Genomic DNA, 19,911 nt, shown 5'->3' with positions numbered 1-19,911 from the left:
GCTACCGCATGAGGCGATGACCTGCTGCATTCATCCGGTTCAGGTAATTGGATGCAGCCTGGTCGTTAATCAATTGATGCTCCCGCTCCCCCTTCTGCGCTTCAATCAATGCCGTCAACTCTAAGTTGGCCCCAGCCAGTTGATTGTTGATGGATTCGAGGGTTGCGTATTGCCGATTCTGTAATTGGGTCTGAGCATCGAGGAGAGAACCAAGCTGAACAATCTGGCCCGTCTGGTTGCCCATCTGCTGGGCTTGAATTGAATTTTGTTCTGCCAAAATTGCTAATTGGTTCACTGTGGCAAGACTCAGTTGCCCACCTGCTGCGTGCTGATCTGCCAGGATTTTTAAGATGTCCTGACTGCTGGTTTGCGTCTGGGCTTCTATGGCCAGTTCATCCAGTTGAGACTGATGCTCAAATCCTTGCTCGCCTGCTGTGATTGCTTGATGCCCATAGTCCAGGCTCTCGGTAATCCATCCAGATTCAGCCGCATAGGCTTCACGCATGGCCGTCACTAACTGGTTCGAGCCAAGCGCTAATCGAGTTGCAGATTCTAAGCCATCAGCACTCAGCTTTTGCCCATCCTCACCCAACACAGACTCATACAAACTGCGGCCTGTGACGAGTGCTTCTAGTCCCTGAATGGCTACAGCAGAGGGCAGATAGGGGTGCTGGATATTCCCCGCTGCGGCATCAGCCCGTAATCGTTCCCGCATCTCAGTCGGGTCAGGATGTCCACCATTGCGAACGATACTGGCGTTATTTCCATCCGGGCGGAAAATCCCCATCAATTCCTGCATGTATTGGTCTAATACATTGCCGCTAACGAGATCTCCAATGCGGCCAATCATCTCCTCAACCTGCTTGGATAATTCCAGCGCTCGTTGCCCCTGCCCAATGAGATCCACGATGTCGTCGGGCAACAGATCTTCTAGCGATGGCAATTCAGGCAACCACTCACCCCCAACCGTCCCTGCCAAGCTGGGCCATGCTGTTGTGGAAAGCAGCAACATCGCTATTGCAGAGGAAACTGCCAATTTACGACGCTGCCGTAGCGGTCGGTGAGATAGCGTCAGGATGATCCATTGGCGGAGCAGGTGGTACTTCATGGTCAGCCTCCAAAATATTTTGTGGATGAGGAACACGAATCTCGCGCCCTTCTCGGATGGCAGACACATACTCGTTGGTGAATGCGACCAGGGCTTGAGTGCGATCTAAATAGGCGTGGAAAAAGGCTTGCCGTGCCTGGGTTTCTTTGGGGTTGTTGGCAACCACAGCCAGCAGCAGCGGCGGCACATAGTAGCGAACGTAGGTATAGGTTCCCCCTTCATCCAGCAACCACTGGGAATACAGTTCATGCTTGGCTGGATAGAAACTCTCACTGGCATTTCGAGCAATGATTTGAGGTGGAATCTTCAGGATTTTGACGAACGATTCTTGAGCAACGGGCTGAATTCGCCCAATGAGTCGGGTGCTCATGTTCTGCAAAATCATCGGGCCTGCATCGCTCTTATCAAGCGTGTTGGGATCTTGGGCGGCAAGGAATACGCGAATTCCAGACTTGGCACCGTTGGCAGTCAGTCGAGCAATGAGGCGACCGATGGCAGGCCATTCCAGCAGCACTGAGAATTCATCGATAAAGCAGATTGAGGCTGGATGAGAGAGCGTTGCATTCAGCACTCGCGAATATGCGGAAAGCGCCAGCACAGCGGCATCTTCCGAGTCGCTTAAACCTCTTAAGGCATAGACCATCAAATTGACATCGGCCTTACAGGTGGTGGGTCGGGCAATGGCTCGACCCACGCGAGACTTCACCCAAAAGGCAAGCTGTCGCTTAATTTGACTGATGCCAGCAGCAGTTGTTGGATCCGTTGCCACCGCTTCCGGCAACATTTTCAAGGCCGTATCGAGTAGAGCCAGAAAATCAGTGAGGGTAGGGCTATCCTGCCATGCTGGAGAACTCATACCCCCTGCATAGGCTTCCGCAAATCTGCGCTTAATGTCGGGGTGGTCATAGAAGGCATCCACCGCAGGAACCAGGATAGAGCGAATACCCTGCTTCAACATGCGGTCCTGGGTGGTTTGGGGTTCCCCAGAGCCAAACACCATCAACATTAGGGCAGAGCAAACAAACTCTTTGAAGTCGGTCAGGCGTTCAGCTTGCTCTTTTTCGCTGAAACTGGATAGGTCTGGGATTTCGAGCAAGTTGGCTGATTCACGGCCAATGTCGAAATACGCTCCCCCGTTGTAGTGCGTCCAGTCCTTAAAGGTACTGGCTGCATCGGACGGGGGAAAGTCCATCACGATGATTGGCAGGTTATGAGCCAATCCCATCTGCAATACCTCAGAAATCATCACGGATTTCCCGGCCCGAGTCGTTGCAAAGTAGGCCACGTTGCGGTGTTCTTTGAAGAAGTCGATGTGAATGGGGACGCCACCTTCATCACTGATGAGTTCCAAGCCGGACTTTGACACAGGCCGAGGTTGAACCAGAGAGAGGAAGGCTGGAACTTCTTTGGAGAGATACGTCAATCTGCGATCAAAGGGAGTCGCCAACAACCGATCCCAGGTTGTCGGCAGGGTTTGCAGCCAGATTCTCCAGGCATAATTCAGCTCAATTTCAAGTGCGGCTGGACGCTGGAAGCAACTGCAAAAATATCGAGAGGCGGCTTGCAGCTCATTCAACGTTTTGCGGTGGATCAAGAAGACCGTTGCTGTCTGGACAGGCGTTGCCCCTTCGTACAATTCCTCCGTAGCCTGCATGGCCTTTCGCTGCTTGATTTCAGCGACCACATCCACGTTGGCATTTTGCTGGCTATTCGATTGAGCCGCAATCGATTGGCGCGTGATACGAGAAATTTGCTCCTTAACGATCGCTTCACTGGCCTTGGTAATCTGGCAGAACACCTCTGTATCAAAGACCGCTTCCCGCGCAAACACATCCCAGAGATATCGCAGTTGATGGGCTTTAGAAGCCCACCCCCCCGGCTTATCGGCAAAGACTAAGACCCCGACTTCCTTGCCGCGCACCGTCACGTGATCTGAGTGGGCTTGGGGAACATCAGACGGTTGAGGAAAAAGAGCAGAGGTTAGATGCCAGTCGCTTAAGGTTTCTTCTGCAATGCCCTGCTCCGTGAAGGTGAGCTGCTGCGGCACTGGAGGGGCTTCTGAATCATTGAAGCGATCCCACAGCGCGTCCCACAGCGATTGAGCATCCATCGGCTGGAGAATCAGATTCATTTTGATGGCAAGAATCTGCTCCCAGCGAATGAAGCCATCGACAAACGCCTGTTCTAAGATGTCGGCATACTTGGCTTCTTTCACTCGGCTATTCCAGCCAGAAACCTGATTCCAGGCTCCTTCTAATTGACCCAAAATCTTTTCAATCGTGTCTGAGGCTTCGGCTGTAGCCGGATTGATGGTGAAAGAGGCGTAGATCCGCAGTTTTTTGGGCTTTCTCAAACCACTTTCTTTCAGCTCACGAATCCGCTTCTTTGCCCCCAGCAATAATATTTTGCAAGGTTCAGTCGTTTCAGGATCAAGGCAGAGGCGCGACAGTTGGTTTTGTCGCTCCATGTCTGAACTAAAGGATGAAAAGTGAAACGTGAGATGCTCTCCCGGCATCAACTCTTTGATGCCGTCTTCCACTGAATCAAAAATATTTTCAGAATAGTCACCCATCGTTGGGTGAATTCCCTTGGTTTCAAAGCCGAAGATGAGGCGATAAACCTTATTGGGTTCTTTCCCCTTGGAGAGCAGCAGTCCTCCTGCTGAACGCCCCTTGAGATCAAAGCTCACAATCGATTCACATGGAATCTCATTTTCAAATGGTTTGAGGGTACGCCGAGCTTTCCCCGGCGCACTACTCTGTTTTGAACCGACTCGTGCAGTGGATTTCATCAGTGCCGTACACGCTTTTGAGGTTTGCAAGGAGCGTAGCGAACATACCCTTTCGTCCACGTTTTTGGAGGGGGCATAAATCTTGAGAGGAAACGATAGGGTTTTGAACCTGCCAGCATCCAATACGTCATGTCCCCCCAAACCATCAGCGCGATCGTCCAATGCCACTCAAGCCCCAACACGGAGTGAGAGAACACAAACAAGGACATCGAAATCACACCCCAAGGGATTAATAAATCTGCTGGGATTGGCCCGAAACTGGGCCGAACTCCCAGCAGAGGATTGACGGTGCGAAAACCAGGATCACGCTTTTCGGTGGACATTGTGGATTCAGTAGGTCACGTTTTTGACAACGATTGTTGAATGGGACGGATGATCAGGCTGTTCCCGAAATTGCGCCGACTAAAACATCGCCAACGACACCACAAACCAGAACCATAAATGGGGTCTTTGCCAGATCCTTCCATTCCTCACCCTGTCGTGCAGCGTTAATGACGGAGACCAATCCAAAAATTAAGTAGATGATGAACAAGGCTCGAATCGTATTCATCACAATGCCTACAATGGCAGTACCACCCGCGCCCATCGCAGAACCCGCCAGCATATCGGTGAAGAAGGTTTCAGCATTGCCGAAGAACTGGGCATGAGCAGGTTCAACCCAGGCAAGCGTAATGAATCCTCCGGCCAAAATTCCAAACACTAAGCCTGTCGCATGAGCCGGATTCAGCCCCATCTGCCGAAACATTCCTGACCAGAGTGACTGGAGCTTTAGGTAGCCTTTGGGATGGGCATAACCTGCTGCAAGGCAGAGGGAAAAGCCAACAAACGCTTGATGCATGAACAGGCATAGGATTCCGCCCACTAAATAGCTCGCAGCAGCCGAACGGCTCAAGACGGAATCAAGCCAGGTGGGACGGCTGTAGTAATGGGAGATTGCCATAGAAACCTCTGAAGTAGGGATAAACTCAGTTGAAACAGAACTGAGATAAGTAATACAACGTCCCTAAAATCAGATGTTTTCCCAACTTTAATGATGAGGAAGTCCAAGATTTTGATAACTAGACTCTTCCATTTTTTCCATCATTAAAGTTGAGAAAAAGAAGATGAGATATCCAAGGTTTCTTTTTATTTTTATTTAAGATTACAGTCAAAAAATATTTAATCCTTATGCCAAAAAATGTAAGATAGCCGATGATGGCACCCTTCAGATTGCATCAAGGTGCAACACTTAGTGGATGAAGAGTTTCATCTCATCGCGATCGCACCGTCTGAAATGTATTTCCTTGTATCCCTATGACACCCCAACCATGCTATGCCTTGGGCCTTGAAACCGTTGAACGTGGCGATCGCGTCCATGACCAAATTTAGGTGGTTCCTTTGGATAAGCGTCGGATTCGCCCTGGCGATGTGGCCTTCTCCATCCCTCGCTAACGCTGGCACTCCCCTGCTGTGGACGGGTCTACTTCATTTGTTTCTTGGGAACTTGATTCTGGGGTATGTCGAAGCGGGATTGCTATCGCGGCTGTTTGGAGTTTCTAGAGGGCGATCGCTCGTTGTGCTGATTCTGGCGAATTACGCCTCTGCCTGGGCAGGTGCCTTGTTGCTGGTCAATCGCTTATCTCATTACTCTGGCATCACGCTTGAAAATGTGCAGCTTTGGTTAGGTATTTTTGTCATCCTGGCCTTTGTACTCACCCTGCTAATCGAGTACCCCTTCTTTTGGATTTTGCTGCGGCAACGTAAACAGGCAATTCTAACCGCTCTTAAAGCGACACTCTTAATCCACGGGATTAGCTATCTCTTGCTGTTTGGCTGGTACGGCCTCAATAGTCAGACCAGCCTGCTCACGCAACTCACCCAAGTTCCTGGTGACCAGTTGCAACTCAGTCGCGACTATACTCTGCACTATCTCTCCCTTGACGAAACCCAGGCATTTCGCTCAGACTTGGGCGGAGCAAACCCTGAGGCCATGAATCGGGAAGAATTTAATGCACTAGCCAGTGAGCTGAAATCGAGCTTTGGTCCTGTCCCCAAGCTGACTGAGGCAACAGAATGGGATTTCTATACCAATGTGTTCGCCGGGGGTGGCCTTTCTGGATACAACCGCACCACCCAGGAACGCATCCAGGTCTCTCTGGAAACCCCCTTCGCTGTTTGGGCAATTAGCCATGCTGCGCACTTGGCTGGAGATGTGCTGGTGTTTCAACTGGGGCAGGATCAAATTTGTCTACTGCATCTCGAAACGCATCGGATTGCGCTGATTGCCAGGGGTAAACATCCTGTGGTGACTGGAGAGTAGGGAGTGATCGCTCTCCTACGGCGAATGCTAGAAGCATCTTTGTATTCCTTAGGTAGGCTCAAAATCTCATGAAGCTTCTCTTCCTCCTGAAAGCCCTCACTCCGTTTTTATTTCTATTTGTGGGGTCTGCTGCTGTGACGGTGCCGGAAAGGGTGGTTGCTCAAGCCATGAATATGGATGCAGCAGCACTATGGGCGGAGGGCAATCACCTCTATCAACGAGCGACTCAGCAATACCAGGTTAGTCAGTTTCAAGAAGCCTTACAGTCTTGGGAACAAGCCCTGGAAATCTATCGCAACCCAGCGGTACAAGCTATCTTTCCGCAGAGTCGGATGGGAGAAGGCCGTACTCTGAATAATTTAGGCAACGTTTACGCAGATTTAGGGCAATATCAACAAGCCATTGATTTTTATGAACAAAGCCTTTCAATCGCTCATGAAACTGGCGATCGCCAATTGAGAGCAGGTGTATTAGGTAATCTGGGGAGTATTTATGAAAACCTAGGACAATATCAGCAAGTGATTCACTTCTACGAGCAAAGCCTCGCCATGATTCGGGAAATAGGGGATCGCCAGTCAGAAAATGCTGTTCTGAACAATCTGGGTATTGCTTATGCCAATTTAGGCCAATATCAACAAGCGATAAATTTCTATGAGCAAAGTCTAATTGTTAGCCGCGAAATTGGTGATCGTCGGGGTGAAGGGAAAGCCTTGGGCAACTTGGGCAATGTTCATACGAGTTTAGGCCAATATCAACAAGCGATTAGCTTCTATCAGCAGAGTTTAGCCGTTGCTCGCGAAATTGGCGATCGCTTAGGAGAAGGAAATGCTCTTGGTAACTTAGGAACTGTTTATATCAGCTTAGCCCAATACCAAAAAGCCATTGACCTTTTTGAACAATCCCTGACAATATCCCGTGAGATTGGTAATCGTACTGGGATAGGAAAAGCTTTCGGTAATTTAGGGAATGCTTACTTTTATTTAGCTCAATATCAGCAAGCAATTAACTTTTATGAGCAAGACCTCGCCATTGCCCGTGAAATTGGTGATCGGGCTGGAGAAGGAACTGCTTTAGGCAATTTGGGTAATGCTTATAGCGGTCTGAATCAGTATCAGCAAGCGATTGACTTTTATGAGCAAAGCCTTGCCATTGCTCGTGAGATTGGTGATCGGGCTGAAGAAGGAATCGTACTTAGCAATTTAGGTAGCGCTTATTTTTATGTAGGACACCATCAGCAAGCGATTCATTTCTATGAGCAACGTCTTGAGATTACTCGTGAGATTGGTGAGCGGGCTGGAGAAGGAATTGCCTTAGGGAATTTGGGTAATGCTTACGCCAAACTAGGTCAGCATCAGCAGGCATTTAAGAGATATCAGCAAGCGTTAGCGATTGCTCAGGAGATCGGCGATCGAGAAAGAGAAGGATTATGGTTAAGTAACATTGGACTCTTACTTTACAATCAGGAACAACCAGAACTTGCCATCACGTTTCTAAAGAAATCAGTCAATGTGCGGGAATCCATTCGGGATGGAGTTCGAGAGTTGCCTAAGGAATTACAGCAATCCTATGCTGATACGGTAGCTCAAACGTATCGTAATCTTGCCGATCTCTTGCTTTCTGCCGATCGCATCCTCGAAGCCCAGGAAGTCATTGACCTGCTGAAACTACAAGAATTGGACGAATTTCAGCTTCAAGGTGTAGAAGGAACCCCTGAAACCCGGCAGGGACTTTCGTTCTGGCAAGCCGAGCGGGAGATTTTAGAACGCTATGACCAATTCATCCTTCAACCCGATTCGAATATCAACGACTTTATCGTTCAGCCGGATATTGGCGGTCGCATCACTCAACTCCGCCGCGATGCACGGGGGCAAAACCTGAACCCTGAACAACTCGTGCGATTGCAGCGCAACCTGCAACAGGCTGGCAATGCTGCCCTCCTGTATCCCTTAATCCTCGACGATCGCCTCGAATTGGTTCTTGTTACCGCTACCGGACTCACCCGTCATACCGTTCCAGTGGATCGCCCCACTTTAGAAGCAGCAATCGCCAACTTCCGGCGCGCCATCACCGATCGCCGCCGCAGTCCTCAACCCCAGGCTCAGGAACTTTACCGATGGTTGATTACCCCTCTGGTAGCCGATCTTGAAGCCGCAGATACAACGACTATCCTCTACGCGGCTGATGGGCAGTTGCGCTATATTCCCCTGGCGGCTCTGCACGATGGCAAGCAGTGGTTGACTCAACGCTACACTATCAACCACATCACGGCTGCTTCCCTGTTGGACTTCTCCCGAAGAGAACAAGCAGAAATTAGCATTCTGGCAGGAGCATTCCCGGCGCAAGGAATGGAGATTGAGTTGGGGCAACAGCGGGTCTGGTTTAATGGCCTTCCCTTTGCCCACGTGGAGGTACAAAATCTTATCAATCTGTTGCCTCAGACTACCGCCTTTTTCAGTGAAAACTTTAACCGGAATGCCCTCGAACCTGAGTTGAATACCCATCGGATTCTGCATTTAGCAACTCATGCAGAATTTAAATCCGGTCATCCGATTGATTCCTTCATCCTCTTAGGAGATGGAGATCGCATCACACTATTCGACCTCGATCAGTGGAACTTGCCGAATATGGATCTGGTTGTTCTGAGTGCCTGCCGTACTGGAGTGAGTAGCGAGGAGTTGGGAACTGGGGAAGAGATTCTAGGGTTTGGATATCAGGTGCAGCGAACCGGAGCACGGGGGGCAATCGCCTCCCTCTGGTACGTCAATGATGGCGGCACGCAGGTCTTGATGGATGCCTTTTATGCGTCTTTGAGCAATGGTTACAGCCCATCGGAAGCCCTACGGCGGGCACAGGTTTCTCTCATTACCAATGATGAAACAGTTTTAGGAGGAGCACAGAGCACCATCGTAGACATCGCCGATTTACACACGGGACAATCGCAATCCGATAGTAGTGACCTAGTTCACCCTTACTACTGGGCGCCTTTTATCCTGATTGGCAATGGATTCTGACATTAACCCAACCCTCCCATTCCTCGGCGATCGCATCTTGAGCATCTCCAAGTTGCAGTATGGTGAGTTAGCCATGTGATCGCGATTCTATGCTGGGAAATATAGCAGGAGTCGTGTTTGATATTACTATGCCTCAAAATCTTGCCTTGGCCTTGCTCATTGCCCTGCTCCCCATTCCCGTTGCCGCTCAACTCTCCTCAGTCAGTGTCGTTTCAACAAGGCGACGGAGACACCCTGCGCGTCAATCAAAATGGGCAGACCGTTACGGTTCGTTTGGCCTGTATCGATAGCCCTGAATCCGACCAACCCGGAGGATCAGCTGCATCTGAGCGTTTGCGTCAGCTCCTGCCTCGCGGCCAAGCCATTCAGCTAATTCCAGTCGATACCGATCGCTATGGTCGTACGGTCGGGGTCGCCTTTGCCAATAGCCGCTCAATCAATTTGCAAATGGTGAGAGAGGGGCATGCTGTCGTTTATCACCAGTACCTTTCCAACTGCCCAAACTCCAGCAACGACCTATTAGCCGCTGAAGCAGAGGCTCGTGCTGCTCGTCGTGGGTTTTGGGCACAACCCAATCCCGTCATGCCCTGGGACTGGAGGCAAGGAACTCGTCCATCTCCCCAATCCAGCACACCGCCACGACCCGCTTCATCCCCGACAGCACCTCGCCCTACGGCTTCGGTCACGCCATCTCCCCGCGCAACCCGTAATTGCGAGCCCTCTTATCCCACGGTTTGCATTCCTCCTGCACCCCCTGACCTCGATTGTGGTGACATTCCTCATCGTCGCTTCACCGTCAGGCAACCTGACCCGCATCGCTTTGATGGTAACCGCGATGGCATCGGGTGTGAACGCTAACTCGTTGAAGTTGGCAATATCAATCAAAACCAATTTTAGCGATCGCTCCGTTTGGGAGGGAGCATAATCCCATCGTTGACCACATATGTCTTTTCAACTACCCAAAGTTCAGCAGTCAACAGATCACTGCTGAAGCTGAACTGGATGCTCGTGTTGCTCCTCAAACTGGCGACAACAGCAGTAATGTTTGGGGGCGATTCCACTCAAACTGTGTCATCTTTCCATCCACACTGCCCACAGTCCCAATGCACCTGTGGCGGATTCTGCGTGGGAATCGGCATCTCGCATTCTGGACAGCGACCCGTAAAAAGTGGATGCCAATCCAGCAACTCGACCTGCTCATCAGGCGTTAGCGTTGCCCTCGGCTGTAACACCAATTCGCCGTTGTAGTAACTGACTCCCAACGGCTCCCACAATTCTTGCTCCCATTCCTAAAATGCCTGTTGCTGCTGCGCTGCTGCTGGGTCATACACAAAACTGGAGCAACTGCCCTCTCCACCGTGGGGATGAACCGCACAGTAGAGATGAGGATTACGAGTGAAGAATAGACAGCGATCGCACTCTGGATACTTCTGAAAGGATTCACTCATCACACTGAACCCATCTAACCAATTGACCGCAATACTTGCGCTGAACCACCATTAAATAAAAATCAAAGCGCCGTAATCCTTAATTTGAAGCCACTCACTGGCATCAAGCAGGGACATCTGACAGTCCCCCCAATTCCGTCAAAATATTTTGACTGACTAGTGCTGTTCAGGTTGGTTCTGCTGATACTCAATCACGAGCCGCAACTCCAGCCAATCCAGAATCAGATTCCCCACATACGGGACTCCCACTAGCAGCAAGGCAATAGGCAGCACCGTCAGCAGCACTTTCCTAATATCGAAACCAAACAACACCTCTCTCATTGGCTCACTCCGACTCTGATGTAGCACATTGGAGCATCGCCCCCAGGCCGCGAGTAAGCAGACCTCTCACCACAGCTTCTACCCCTGGAATCATAGTCATACGGGCACTGGCAGCTTCCAGATCGAGGGCTTCTCGCTGGAGCAATTGAGCCTTTGCTTTGACCTGTTGATGTCGTGGTGGTCGATGAAGCGGTCAAAGCCTTGATCCGTTCTTGAGCATAGGTTTGATTTTTAGAGTACTCTGCAATCTTCGCTTGGGCTGTCTCGTAGTTGGGACTTGATTTAGGAACATTGGCCAAGTGCTGAATGGCAGCTTCCCACTGCTCGACTATCTGCCTCCACTCGGACGTAAAGCTTGCCGTTTGGGTGAGGTTCGCAGCATTCATCGCTGCCTTAATGGCTTCAGGAAAGGGGTCAGATGGAGGTAGTTCTTGCTTCTGTGCAAATGATAGAGCATAGGACGATCGCTTAAGGCTGTCTTGAGCTGCCGCATAGTTTACATCTTGAGCAGGAACGCCTTCAAGCAGCTTGATGGCCTGTTCAAACTGAGTCGTAACAACATTCCAGTCATCCGCAGAGACTGCGTTTTCTGCAAAGGTTTGTGCCGATGTCGTCAGATCGAATGCTTCTTGGTAAGCCGTCTGCTGCACAACAGGTTCTATCGATTGCTCTGTAGGAATCGGCGGTGTTGAAGTAGGAGAAGGCTCAATTAAAGGTGCTTCAGCAACTGGAGCATTTTGAGGAGTAGGCTGTGGCTCCGGGTTAGTTGCCATGGTATAGATAAACCAGACAACTGAGAGCCCAGTCGCTATCCACTTTTGCCGCTTAGACCACCCGCTGAGCCAAGCCAAAGGAACTCCGACAATCGGGAAAAAGACCAGAAATAAAATAATTACCCAATTCTTCTGGTGCCATTTCTTAGCCGTAGAAGTGACACTGTTTAATTTTGGGCTTAACTGTTGAGTCTGAGGAGATGGTGCTTTTGAAACGCTTGGCGATCGCTTCGTAGTGGCGGCTTTCTTGGGTGTGTCGGGTGTATGTGAGATAGACCCAACACCTTTGATGCTGTAGGTATGCTTGGTTTTACCAGTCTTGAGGTTGATGTTGGTTGTGGCACCAAAAACCTTTCCTCTGCCACCGATTGAAACGCTGTTAATTCCTTTTTTACCGACGTTGAGCCTTACCCCTGGGAGAACTTTGATGCTGCGTCTACTTTTGCCAAACTTCCATCCCATCCTTAGCCTCCACAGGTTAATTCTGCTGCAGCATTAAAGCTTGTTTCAAGAGTTCCCGAGATCGCGATAAATGGACCAACGAAGCTTTTAATTTCCAACTGTGACCTGACTCCCTCTCATTCAGCAGTCAACAATTTTTCTGCGCCTAAGTCGATGGCCAGCCCAAAGCGAGCCTACAACATCATGAGAACGATAAGCACGATGGCTCAATGTTGATTTGAGTGGAGTGTCTAGAGGGGCTGTAGCAACCCATCCGAAGGTCACCTCAAGCTTCGAGGCCGAGGATTCTTCGATTTAGGGTCGAATAATTTCATGAAATGGTTTTCCGTCATCTGGATCATCTCCCCAGGGTTTACCGGGCAGGGGATGGTTGTGTTTTTTTAGAATTCGTCGCAGCATCCACTTTGCCGCGCGATATTTGTTGCTCGTTCCAGATTTACTGACATGCCAGATCAGCTCGATGACTTTGGTTTGAGATTTGTAGGCATCAAACGTTTTGAGCACGGCTTCGGTGAGTTCAGGCGTGATTTCTGGGCTAAGGGGGTCAAAGGGCCCTTGCACCGCGTTGGTGCGGGTGCCGTCTGCACCGGTGCCATCGGGGTCTTGTGGATTCAAGGGTAAGTGCCACAAGCGTTCTAACTCTTGCACCAGATCCGGTGCGGGCGGTGCAGGTGGTGCAGGATCGTTTTGGGGCTGCACCGGGTCTGGTGCGGTATGAATGGAATGGAAGGCAGTTTCCGGGGGCAAGGTTGAGAAATAGGCTTTGCTACCTTTGGGCACAAACAGACCGTAGAAGCGGCTAGCTTTTTTCTCGGCCACCTTCTGGCTGCGGTGAGCATATTCTTGATTGAGTGCGTCTTTTTGCCAGGAGGAAACGCGTTTATCAATGCCTTCTCGAATTGCTTCTCCCAGGTACAAGATGGCGGTTTGGTGGAGGTCTGTAATTAGAACGCCCAGGCTTGAAGCTTTAAGGTTTTGACCTGCAATGAGAAGCTTCACTTTTTCACTGCGGCCTACCCGCCAGCAGAACTTGAGTAGATCTCCTGCAAAGGAGTTGGGGGAGACGCGCTTGCGGATAAAGTCCATTACATGCAGCTTGTCAGCGGGCAGGCGTTCAGTGAATTCATCGAGAACCTCTTCCATGACTTCTGGCTTGCAGCGGTTCCAAACTCCAGCAATTTCTGAGAATTCGTCAAAGAAGTAGATCACGGGGGGAAAGACCGGGAGGGGATTGTCGGGAATGGATCGCCGCTCTAGCAGGGCCGTGGTATTGAGATCGAGCCGATAGAGAATCTCGGTTGCGGCTTCCAGGAGGCCAAAGATGCTTGAATCAAAATCGGCATACTTGAGCTTGCTTAAATCCGTTTCTTCATTAGGTTTGGGATTAGTCAGGATTAAGCCGACGTCCTCGCCTAACTCTTGCTCCATTAAGGCAATCAGATTGTTGATCAACGTCGTCTTTCCTTCACCAGAGTCCCCCATCAAGCAGATCTGAGGGTTTTGCTGGATGAAGGTTGCAAGATGACTGGGATCGGGGTCGTGGATTGTGTCCGCTTTTGCTTTGCGTTCTCGATCCAGAGCATCCCAATCAGTGCCTGAGATATCAAAGATGAGCTTTAAGCCACCATCAACCGGTTCAATGATGGGATCTGCGCAGCAGCCGGGAACGGCAATGCGTAATGGTTTAAGGAGGTCTTTATCGATTTTTTTCAGTGCTTCCCCGCTGGAGCGGATGGGGGTGCTGAGTTTGCCGTCGACCAGCACCGGCAAGACTTCAAAGTGCAGCTCAAATCGGCTGGCAGGCAGGGGGCGCACAAAGGGCTTTTTGACGACAATGCCATGCTCATAGAGACAGCGAATCGCTTCTCGCGATAGGAGCTCTTCATGGCTGGTGCCCTGGGGCAGATCTGGGGTTTTCAGGTGATAGGATTCGCGAATCGCTGCATCGGCGATCGCCCCGTAGAATTCCTCGCGCTCCGCCCATTCGGTTTCAAAGCGTTGGAGCATCAGGCGTTCTCGCTCCATCAGGGCATCTTCTTGCTCCTGCAAGCGCGTGCGTTCAGCGTCGATCTGCGCCTGCAGCTCAGTAGTGAACTGCTCTTCTCGCTCGATGAGGGCCTGTTCCCTCGCTTCAAGCGCCTGCTGCTGGCGGTCGTAGTGGGCCTCAAGAAGGGCGTGCTCTTGGGCTATGCACTCCTGGACCTGGCGGATGCGATCGCCTTCTAATGCCAAGCGATCGCGCTCAGTTTCCAGTTCCTCCAGGTGGGCGGCCAGTTGGGTGTGCATCTGCTCAAGGTGAGCGGGGTCGGGCGGTTGGAGGTCCTGGGGAGGGAGACGGTGGGCTTTGGAGTAGCCATAGGCCGCTGAGAGGGCAGCGGTGCAGCCGAGGATGCGGCAGGAGAGCCAGAGCCATTGGTGCTCGTGGTCACCGATGCCTAAAAAGGAGAAGAGCGAGAAGAGGGCAATGAGGGTGAGGCGGTGGTTAGTTTGGAGGGTACGAATCTGCACAGCAATTGCCTCCTACAACAGTCCAAGGAGCACTCCTGTGATGCCGCAAGCGCTGTAGATACGCCACTGGCGTTCATCGAATGCGATCGCCTGTGGGGTCGAGAGATAGAGCAGCACGCCGATGCCTGCGCCAATCAGAATGAGAGTCCATAGGGTTGCAGGGGATACCAGCTGTTGGGCAATGAGCCAGCGGAGGGCCAGCGTCAGGAGATTGAGGGAGAGCAGAGTTGAAAGGGCAATCGCGAGTCGGTTCATTGTTTTTTAAGGAGGGTGCAGGTTACAGGCTGAAGCGGGTTTAAGGCCCATAGAGAGGGAGTGAGTAGGGAGGGGAGGCGATTGAAGGGGAAGCCAGCTGGCCTTGAATGACTGGGCGAGCAACCCCATACGATCGCTCCTGGGAGGAGGGCTTAAAAGGCTAGAGGTGAGGGCTTTCAGGGGTTGGGGGTTAGCAGCGCAGGGAGAAACGAGGAGCCATGCCGCGCAGGCGCAGGTCATTTTCTTTGTCCTGATTCTTATGGGACGCCTCTTGCACCGAGAGGTGAATGCTTTGCACCTTCTCTCGAATGGCGTCTTGATTGAGGCTCCATTCGCTAATAGCGGATTGAGCATTGTCGTGCGCGATTGCGGTACGAGCCCGTTTTTCCACAAGCTTATGGGCCGCAGCCAGAAAGTCACATTTGGTGGCGTCGAGGTTGAGTTTGGCAATGCCGATCTCAACGCGCTTTTGAGTCAGGGTGATGCGCTCTTTTTCGAGTTCTGATTCTGCGATCGCAAGCTTAATGCCGCGCTGCTGGCGTTTGATGCGCTCGGTTGCGGCAGCAAATTCGACTTCATTGAGTTCTCGGGTTTTGGGCGTAATCAGGTGGGGGGCGATTGAAGGCCGCAGTTCGTCTGGGGAGGGAGAGTATCGAATCGCGCGTCTCATGGGGCAATCTCCGTGAGGTAAGTGGACGGGTGAGGGGGTGGGGCAGGGGGCAGGAGGGCACCGACCAGGAGGTAGGCGCTGGTTCCGGCTAAGACAAAGATGGCGGTGGCGACGAGCGTCATGGCCCAGGTGTCTTGCTGAGCCAACCAGGTGTCCCAACGCTTGAAGATATTGAGGTGAAGGTGGAGGTTAGAGGGGGGATGGTCGTGGATGAGGCGTTGGGCGTTGAGCAGGGTTTGGGCGGTTTGTTGGGCGTGCTGGGCAGCAACGCGTTGGGCTTCAAAGATGAGGGCGGCGGTGTCCTGGGGGGTGGGCAGGGAGATAGGAGGGGAGGCAGGCGCAGGCTGAATGGCGCGGTCAATCTCAGGTGGAAGGGATTGAGCTACCCAACGAGCCGGAGTGCTTTGGGGGATAGGGGCGTGGATGGGGAATGCGGCAGGGGTGACCCAGTCGAGAGTAGTGGCGTGCGCAGGTGGAGGAGAGAGGGGTGCGGGGTGTACCGGCACCAGTGCGCCTCCCGGTTGGGTATGGGCGATAAGCGCTTGCTGAAAGGTTTTAGCCTCGGGCGTATTGACGAGATCGGCCAGGGTTAAGAGGCCAATGAGAGTGTAGAAGATGCGCTCGACATGGTCTGAGCCACGGATTTTGAGATAGTGCTGGCCTTCTACCAGGCGAGGGTAATGCTTGCGCAGGTGGTAGTCGTTAGGGACGCCAAAGGCCGCCAGGGTCAGTCGGTGGGGGAAAAGGTAGCCGTAGGTGGGATCTGAAATGAGGTGAGGGAGATAGGGATGGTTAGACATCGGTTTTAACCCGTTGAGCGGGTGATAGAACAACGACGCGATCGCGTGGGTAAAGGGGCCTTAAAGCCGCGTCAGTTCAGGCATGAAGAGCCATTAGCGCGGTCATTCTCAAAGTTTTTGGGGGAGAGGGGCTAAAAGGCTCGTCGGTTGGAGCTTTAAGCGGTAGCGAAGTGGGCAGGTGGGGATACAGCAGGACTCCCAGGGTCAGTACCGTAATTGCCCCGATGATTAGGCCGATTGCGGCTGGGGTGGGTCGCTGAGGAGGCCCAGCTTTTTTGCCAGTTCCACTCGGGCGGAGTCGGTAGCCTGTACCATGCTGCCTATCTCAGTAATGGCAAGCTCGGTGCCCAGGCGAGTACCCTTTTGAGCCGCGTGCTGCTTGAGGGCATCCTGAAGCGTCTCATCATTGCTGACAAACTGTTGCAGCGTGCTATTGAGGCTGGTAATGGCTTCGGTTAAGCGCTCTGTGGAGTCCAGGACCGTGAGGTTGAGTGGAGCAATGTCGTGGACTGGAAGGGGCACTTTGGAGGGCTGAAGGGTAATTGCACCCGATGTGACAGCAGCAGCGGGAGGTTGGGATTGCGCGGTCTGGTAAGCAGCGACCAGATCCGGGTTTTGCTCCCAGAGTTGGGCTTTCCAGGCGTCAAAGGGAAGGCCAGAGGTGCGATAGGAGCCCATGAGTTCGATGCAGAGCGAGGTATAACGCTCATCAGGGAGCTTGAGATCGCGCTCAGTGAACCAGGGGCAGGCATCTTTCACCTTTTGGAACCACTGCTGCACCGATTTACGGGAGACGCCATAGTGCTGAGCGATCGCTTTGGTGAACTGGGGGTCGGTCGGGCACCAAAGGGTGGGGTGGACATTCGTACTACCTTCTTGGGAAGTGGCAGAGAGTTCGCTGGGAGCATCTGATGGGGGTTGCACCCCGGTTCCCTGCGAATGGGTAAGCGTGTCTGTCATCGGCTGAGATGCCGATACATCAAGGTATTCGCTCATGTTCGTAAGCCTGTATTTAAGGGTTTTAGCTAGAACTGGCGAAGTGGCAAGAAGTTGGTATCCAGTTCTTACGAAGTATGCTAGTTTAGGTTCAGAACTTAGTCAGCAAGGTTCTGAACCTTTTTGAATAAGAGCATTGAAGATCAGCGTAGGAGATACCATAAGCATGGACAGCTCAATATTTTTTCAAGACGTGCCTACGAAACGAGAGCGGATCACCTTCGTTTGTGATCTTGAATTGAAGGAATTTCTGGAGAAGCAAGCGAACTCTGAAAAGCGATCGCTCTCAAACCTGATTGAGAAAATTTTGGAAGACCTGGCAAAGCAGGCTGGTTATGCGCCTCCAGAGGACAGCTAGTCTTCAGAACTGCTAGATGGCAGTCAAAGCCCAACTACCAAGCCCTAAATAACAGGTTTGGCCCAAATACATCCGAAGTGGGTTTGTAGTGTTACAGGCTCTCCAAAGTGACAACTGAGGTCGAGCGGATGTATTTGATAAATCAACCAATTCTTATCCGGCTACAATTTCTTGCCCAGTTTCGCCTCACATTATCCGACTGTTGCAGATAGCGGATTCTGGAGTACCCCAAGCCATAGAGTTGCCGTCGCTGTGAGGAAATAGGAACGGCAAGTATAGTCATGCTTTCTGCAAAGCACTGAAACAAGCACTTTAGGATACCAATTGGTGTTCTCAAATGATTCAGCACGCCCCCAGCAGGCCCAATCAACTTTTGGGGAGACTTCTGTGTGTTCTAGTAATCCCAAAATGACGCTAGCGTAATGCAGCCTAAGCCTGTCCCAAGCCAGGTTGGAAAATGCAGAGGGATAGTACGTGAAAAAGCGATCGCTTGCCGTGGAAAGTCAGCGATCGCTTTCAAGTAAACCCTTTTTGAAGGTTACTCACCATGATACCAAAACATTCTCGACGCAAGTTCCATCTTGCGCCCGATCAGCTGTTCAGTGCCGGATATCGCGATGGCATGCATCGTCGCGCACCGCATCCTCAGTTTCAGAACAATCATCATTATCTCAAGGGGTACGCGGAAGGGTGTCGTTCTCTACCAGATGAACCCACCCTGATTGCGTTTAGTAAAAGCGAGAGTTTGGACACTGCACTCCAATCGCTTCACTGTTGGGAGCAGGATCAAACACGCTTCGGTTTTGGCACGGTCTCGTTGAGTTACGCCGAGGCTCAGTGGATTGTGCTGGTATCGAAAGACCTGCATGATGCAGCACTGCCCTTTTAATACTGCTTTCAAACATTAGTAGCTAAGCGCAAGCGCATTGAGCTTTGGGGCTCATGCGCTTGCTGCCTCCCCTTAGAGCCCACCGCAGTTGTGGGTCAATTTCTCATGCAAATTTCAACTCTAGAGGTGGCTACATGCACAGATGAGCAGCCACCTCACACGCCTCTAGTTCTGGGAACATCGCTGATGATTGATCTCGCTGAGTTCCCAGAACTCGCTTGGATTTCCACCTACCTCATGCAGCTCCATGCTCTCACTCAAGAGTGCGATCGCCTAACCACATCTATCAACGCGCTACTGGCAGAAGGAGACATCTACCGAGATGGCTGGATTGAAACCTATATCAAAACGAAGAATGGAAAACAGTACGAGTATCACCAACTGCGGTGGCTGACAGGAGAGCGGAAACCATCAGGCCAGCCCAAAGTGAAGACCAGGCACCTCTCGCGTCGTGCAGTCGGAGAAGTGCGGGGAGCGATCGCACGAGGGCAGCAGGTGAAAGTGCTAGAGCAGCAGCGGCAGCAGGTAGAGCTTCAGCTATCTAGACTCAAGCGTTTAGCCCAAATACCTGATCGACGATTGCAACGCAATGGTGGAGGCAGTCATGAGTTCTAAAACTTTAGAAGTCAACTCCATCCCCATCCCGCCACAACTGGCAGGCTTGCTGAAGCAACGGCTGGGTCGCTCTGGTACCGGGTTTGATGAGGGAGCGTTCTTGCAACAACTACACTACTGGACACTCAACTCACAAACAGCCGGATGGATCGTTGATGGGGTGAAGTGGGTCTACAACTCGCTCAAGTCCTGGCAAGCCCAGTTTCCCTGGATGAGTGAGTATGGGCTAAGAAAAGCGATCGCCAATCTCAAGAAGCTGGGGTTGATTCAAACGGCTCAGCATTGGCTCACCTCCTACAGACGAGTCATGTTCTACCGGATTGACTATGAGCAGTTGAAAATATTTCTGGGAGACGTGTGCGATCAGTTCGCATCTCGATGTGTGAACAGTGATCACGTCGAGGTGGGCTCACATCACACGTCATATTCAGAGATTTCTTCAGACACTTCTGATCCAGAACAACAAACGGGTGTTGTTTCACTCGAGTTTGGACTAAGTTGGTTCTCGGACTGCTCGATTGGGTGACATGGTAGATTGCCTCACCTGCAAGATGAAGTTGGGGCAAACGGAGGATAGCTCAAACCGACTAAACTTAAGCAGTTGCTG

The 19,911-nt window shown here is 51.6% G+C and carries 18 protein-coding genes and 1 pseudogene; 7 read left to right on the top strand and 12 right to left on the bottom strand.

Annotated features, from left to right (window positions below):
- Position 1: 1 nt before the first annotated feature.
- The 3 genes from ACQ4M4_RS25575 to ACQ4M4_RS25565 form a co-directional block, all read right to left on the bottom strand.
- Entirely contained in the window at positions 2 to 1,108 is a 1,107-nt protein-coding gene (locus tag ACQ4M4_RS25575; protein WP_430687306.1) for a hypothetical protein, read from the bottom strand.
- Positions 1,038 to 3,899, bottom strand: coding sequence for a hypothetical protein (locus tag ACQ4M4_RS25570; RefSeq protein WP_430687305.1), 2,862 nt, complete (start codon positions 3,897 to 3,899; stop codon positions 1,038 to 1,040). The genes ACQ4M4_RS25575 and ACQ4M4_RS25570 overlap by 71 nt, the downstream gene beginning before the upstream one ends.
- Positions 3,900 to 4,275: 376 nt before the next feature.
- Positions 4,276 to 4,839: a hypothetical protein gene (locus ACQ4M4_RS25565; RefSeq protein ID WP_430687304.1), complete on the bottom strand. Its 564-nt coding sequence runs from the start codon at positions 4,837 to 4,839 to the stop codon at positions 4,276 to 4,278.
- 465 nt (positions 4,840 to 5,304) lie between these two features.
- On the opposite strand from ACQ4M4_RS25565, the gene ACQ4M4_RS25560 reads away from it, so the two are divergent.
- The 3 genes from ACQ4M4_RS25560 to ACQ4M4_RS25550 all read left to right on the top strand — a co-directional run bounded on the left by ACQ4M4_RS25560 (position 5,305) and on the right by ACQ4M4_RS25550 (position 10,067).
- Positions 5,305 to 6,198 carry a hypothetical protein gene (locus ACQ4M4_RS25560; RefSeq protein WP_430687303.1) on the top strand — a complete coding sequence of 298 codons (894 nt, stop codon included), beginning with the start codon at positions 5,305 to 5,307 and terminating at the stop codon, positions 6,196 to 6,198.
- A 68-nt stretch (positions 6,199 to 6,266) separates the two neighbouring features.
- Positions 6,267 to 9,209 carry a CHAT domain-containing protein gene (locus tag ACQ4M4_RS25555; protein ID WP_430687302.1) on the top strand — a complete coding sequence of 981 codons (2,943 nt, stop codon included), beginning with the start codon at positions 6,267 to 6,269 and terminating at the stop codon, positions 9,207 to 9,209.
- A 204-nt stretch (positions 9,210 to 9,413) separates the two neighbouring features.
- Complete coding sequence (locus ACQ4M4_RS25550; protein WP_430687301.1) at positions 9,414 to 10,067, top strand: thermonuclease family protein; 654 nt, start codon at positions 9,414 to 9,416, stop codon at positions 10,065 to 10,067.
- A 431-nt stretch (positions 10,068 to 10,498) separates the two neighbouring features.
- Here the strand turns inward: ACQ4M4_RS25550 and ACQ4M4_RS25545 are convergent, their stop codons facing one another.
- The 9 genes and pseudogenes from ACQ4M4_RS25545 to ACQ4M4_RS25505 form a co-directional block, all read right to left on the bottom strand.
- Positions 10,499 to 10,657 carry a hypothetical protein gene (locus ACQ4M4_RS25545; RefSeq protein ID WP_430687300.1) on the bottom strand — a complete coding sequence of 53 codons (159 nt, stop codon included), beginning with the start codon at positions 10,655 to 10,657 and terminating at the stop codon, positions 10,499 to 10,501.
- 156 nt (positions 10,658 to 10,813) lie between these two features.
- Positions 10,814 to 10,978, bottom strand: coding sequence for a hypothetical protein (locus ACQ4M4_RS25540; protein ID WP_430687299.1), 165 nt, complete (start codon positions 10,976 to 10,978; stop codon positions 10,814 to 10,816).
- Positions 10,975 to 11,751, bottom strand: coding sequence for a hypothetical protein (locus ACQ4M4_RS25535; protein WP_430687325.1), 777 nt, complete (start codon positions 11,749 to 11,751; stop codon positions 10,975 to 10,977). The genes ACQ4M4_RS25540 and ACQ4M4_RS25535 overlap by 4 nt, the downstream gene beginning before the upstream one ends.
- Before the next feature lie 345 nt (positions 11,752 to 12,096).
- Positions 12,097 to 12,213 (bottom strand): annotated as a pseudogene (locus ACQ4M4_RS25530) (DUF4236 domain-containing protein); the annotation flags it as partial.
- Positions 12,214 to 12,507: 294 nt separating this feature from the next.
- A complete protein-coding gene (locus ACQ4M4_RS25525) occupies positions 12,508 to 14,721 on the bottom strand; it encodes a hypothetical protein (protein WP_430687298.1) in 2,214 nt (737 codons plus the stop codon).
- 12 nt (positions 14,722 to 14,733) lie between these two features.
- Positions 14,734 to 14,976 carry a hypothetical protein gene (locus ACQ4M4_RS25520; protein ID WP_430687297.1) on the bottom strand — a complete coding sequence of 81 codons (243 nt, stop codon included), beginning with the start codon at positions 14,974 to 14,976 and terminating at the stop codon, positions 14,734 to 14,736.
- A 190-nt stretch (positions 14,977 to 15,166) separates the two neighbouring features.
- On the bottom strand, positions 15,167 to 15,646 hold the full coding sequence (locus tag ACQ4M4_RS25515; RefSeq protein WP_430687296.1) for a hypothetical protein: 480 nt from the start codon (positions 15,644 to 15,646) through the stop codon (positions 15,167 to 15,169).
- Positions 15,643 to 16,446: a hypothetical protein gene (locus tag ACQ4M4_RS25510; RefSeq protein ID WP_430687295.1), complete on the bottom strand. Its 804-nt coding sequence runs from the start codon at positions 16,444 to 16,446 to the stop codon at positions 15,643 to 15,645. The genes ACQ4M4_RS25515 and ACQ4M4_RS25510 overlap by 4 nt, the downstream gene beginning before the upstream one ends.
- Positions 16,447 to 16,674: 228 nt before the next feature.
- On the bottom strand, positions 16,675 to 17,442 hold the full coding sequence (locus ACQ4M4_RS25505) for a hypothetical protein (RefSeq protein WP_430687294.1): 768 nt from the start codon (positions 17,440 to 17,442) through the stop codon (positions 16,675 to 16,677).
- A 166-nt stretch (positions 17,443 to 17,608) separates the two neighbouring features.
- Here ACQ4M4_RS25505 and ACQ4M4_RS25500 point away from each other — a divergent pair, with 166 nt between their 5' ends.
- The 4 genes from ACQ4M4_RS25500 to ACQ4M4_RS25485 all read left to right on the top strand — a co-directional run bounded on the left by ACQ4M4_RS25500 (position 17,609) and on the right by ACQ4M4_RS25485 (position 19,830).
- On the top strand, positions 17,609 to 17,800 hold the full coding sequence (locus ACQ4M4_RS25500) for a hypothetical protein (RefSeq protein ID WP_430687293.1): 192 nt from the start codon (positions 17,609 to 17,611) through the stop codon (positions 17,798 to 17,800).
- Positions 17,801 to 18,347: 547 nt separating this feature from the next.
- A complete protein-coding gene (locus ACQ4M4_RS25495; RefSeq protein WP_430687292.1) occupies positions 18,348 to 18,689 on the top strand; it encodes a hypothetical protein in 342 nt (113 codons plus the stop codon).
- Between the two features lie 105 nt (positions 18,690 to 18,794).
- Positions 18,795 to 19,304, top strand: a complete 510-nt coding sequence (locus ACQ4M4_RS25490; RefSeq protein WP_430687291.1) for a hypothetical protein — start codon at positions 18,795 to 18,797, stop codon at positions 19,302 to 19,304.
- Positions 19,294 to 19,830 (top strand): hypothetical protein, encoded by a 537-nt coding sequence (locus tag ACQ4M4_RS25485; RefSeq protein WP_430687290.1) that lies wholly within the window; start codon positions 19,294 to 19,296, stop codon positions 19,828 to 19,830. Before ACQ4M4_RS25490 ends, ACQ4M4_RS25485 begins: the two co-directional genes overlap by 11 nt.
- Positions 19,831 to 19,911 lie beyond the last annotated feature (81 nt).

Source organism: Leptolyngbya sp. AN02str, from assembly GCF_050565595.1.
In the GTDB taxonomy this organism is placed as follows: domain Bacteria; phylum Cyanobacteriota; class Cyanobacteriia; order Elainellales; family Elainellaceae; genus Kaiparowitsia.
This window is presented reverse-complemented; position numbering and strand designations above follow the sequence as displayed.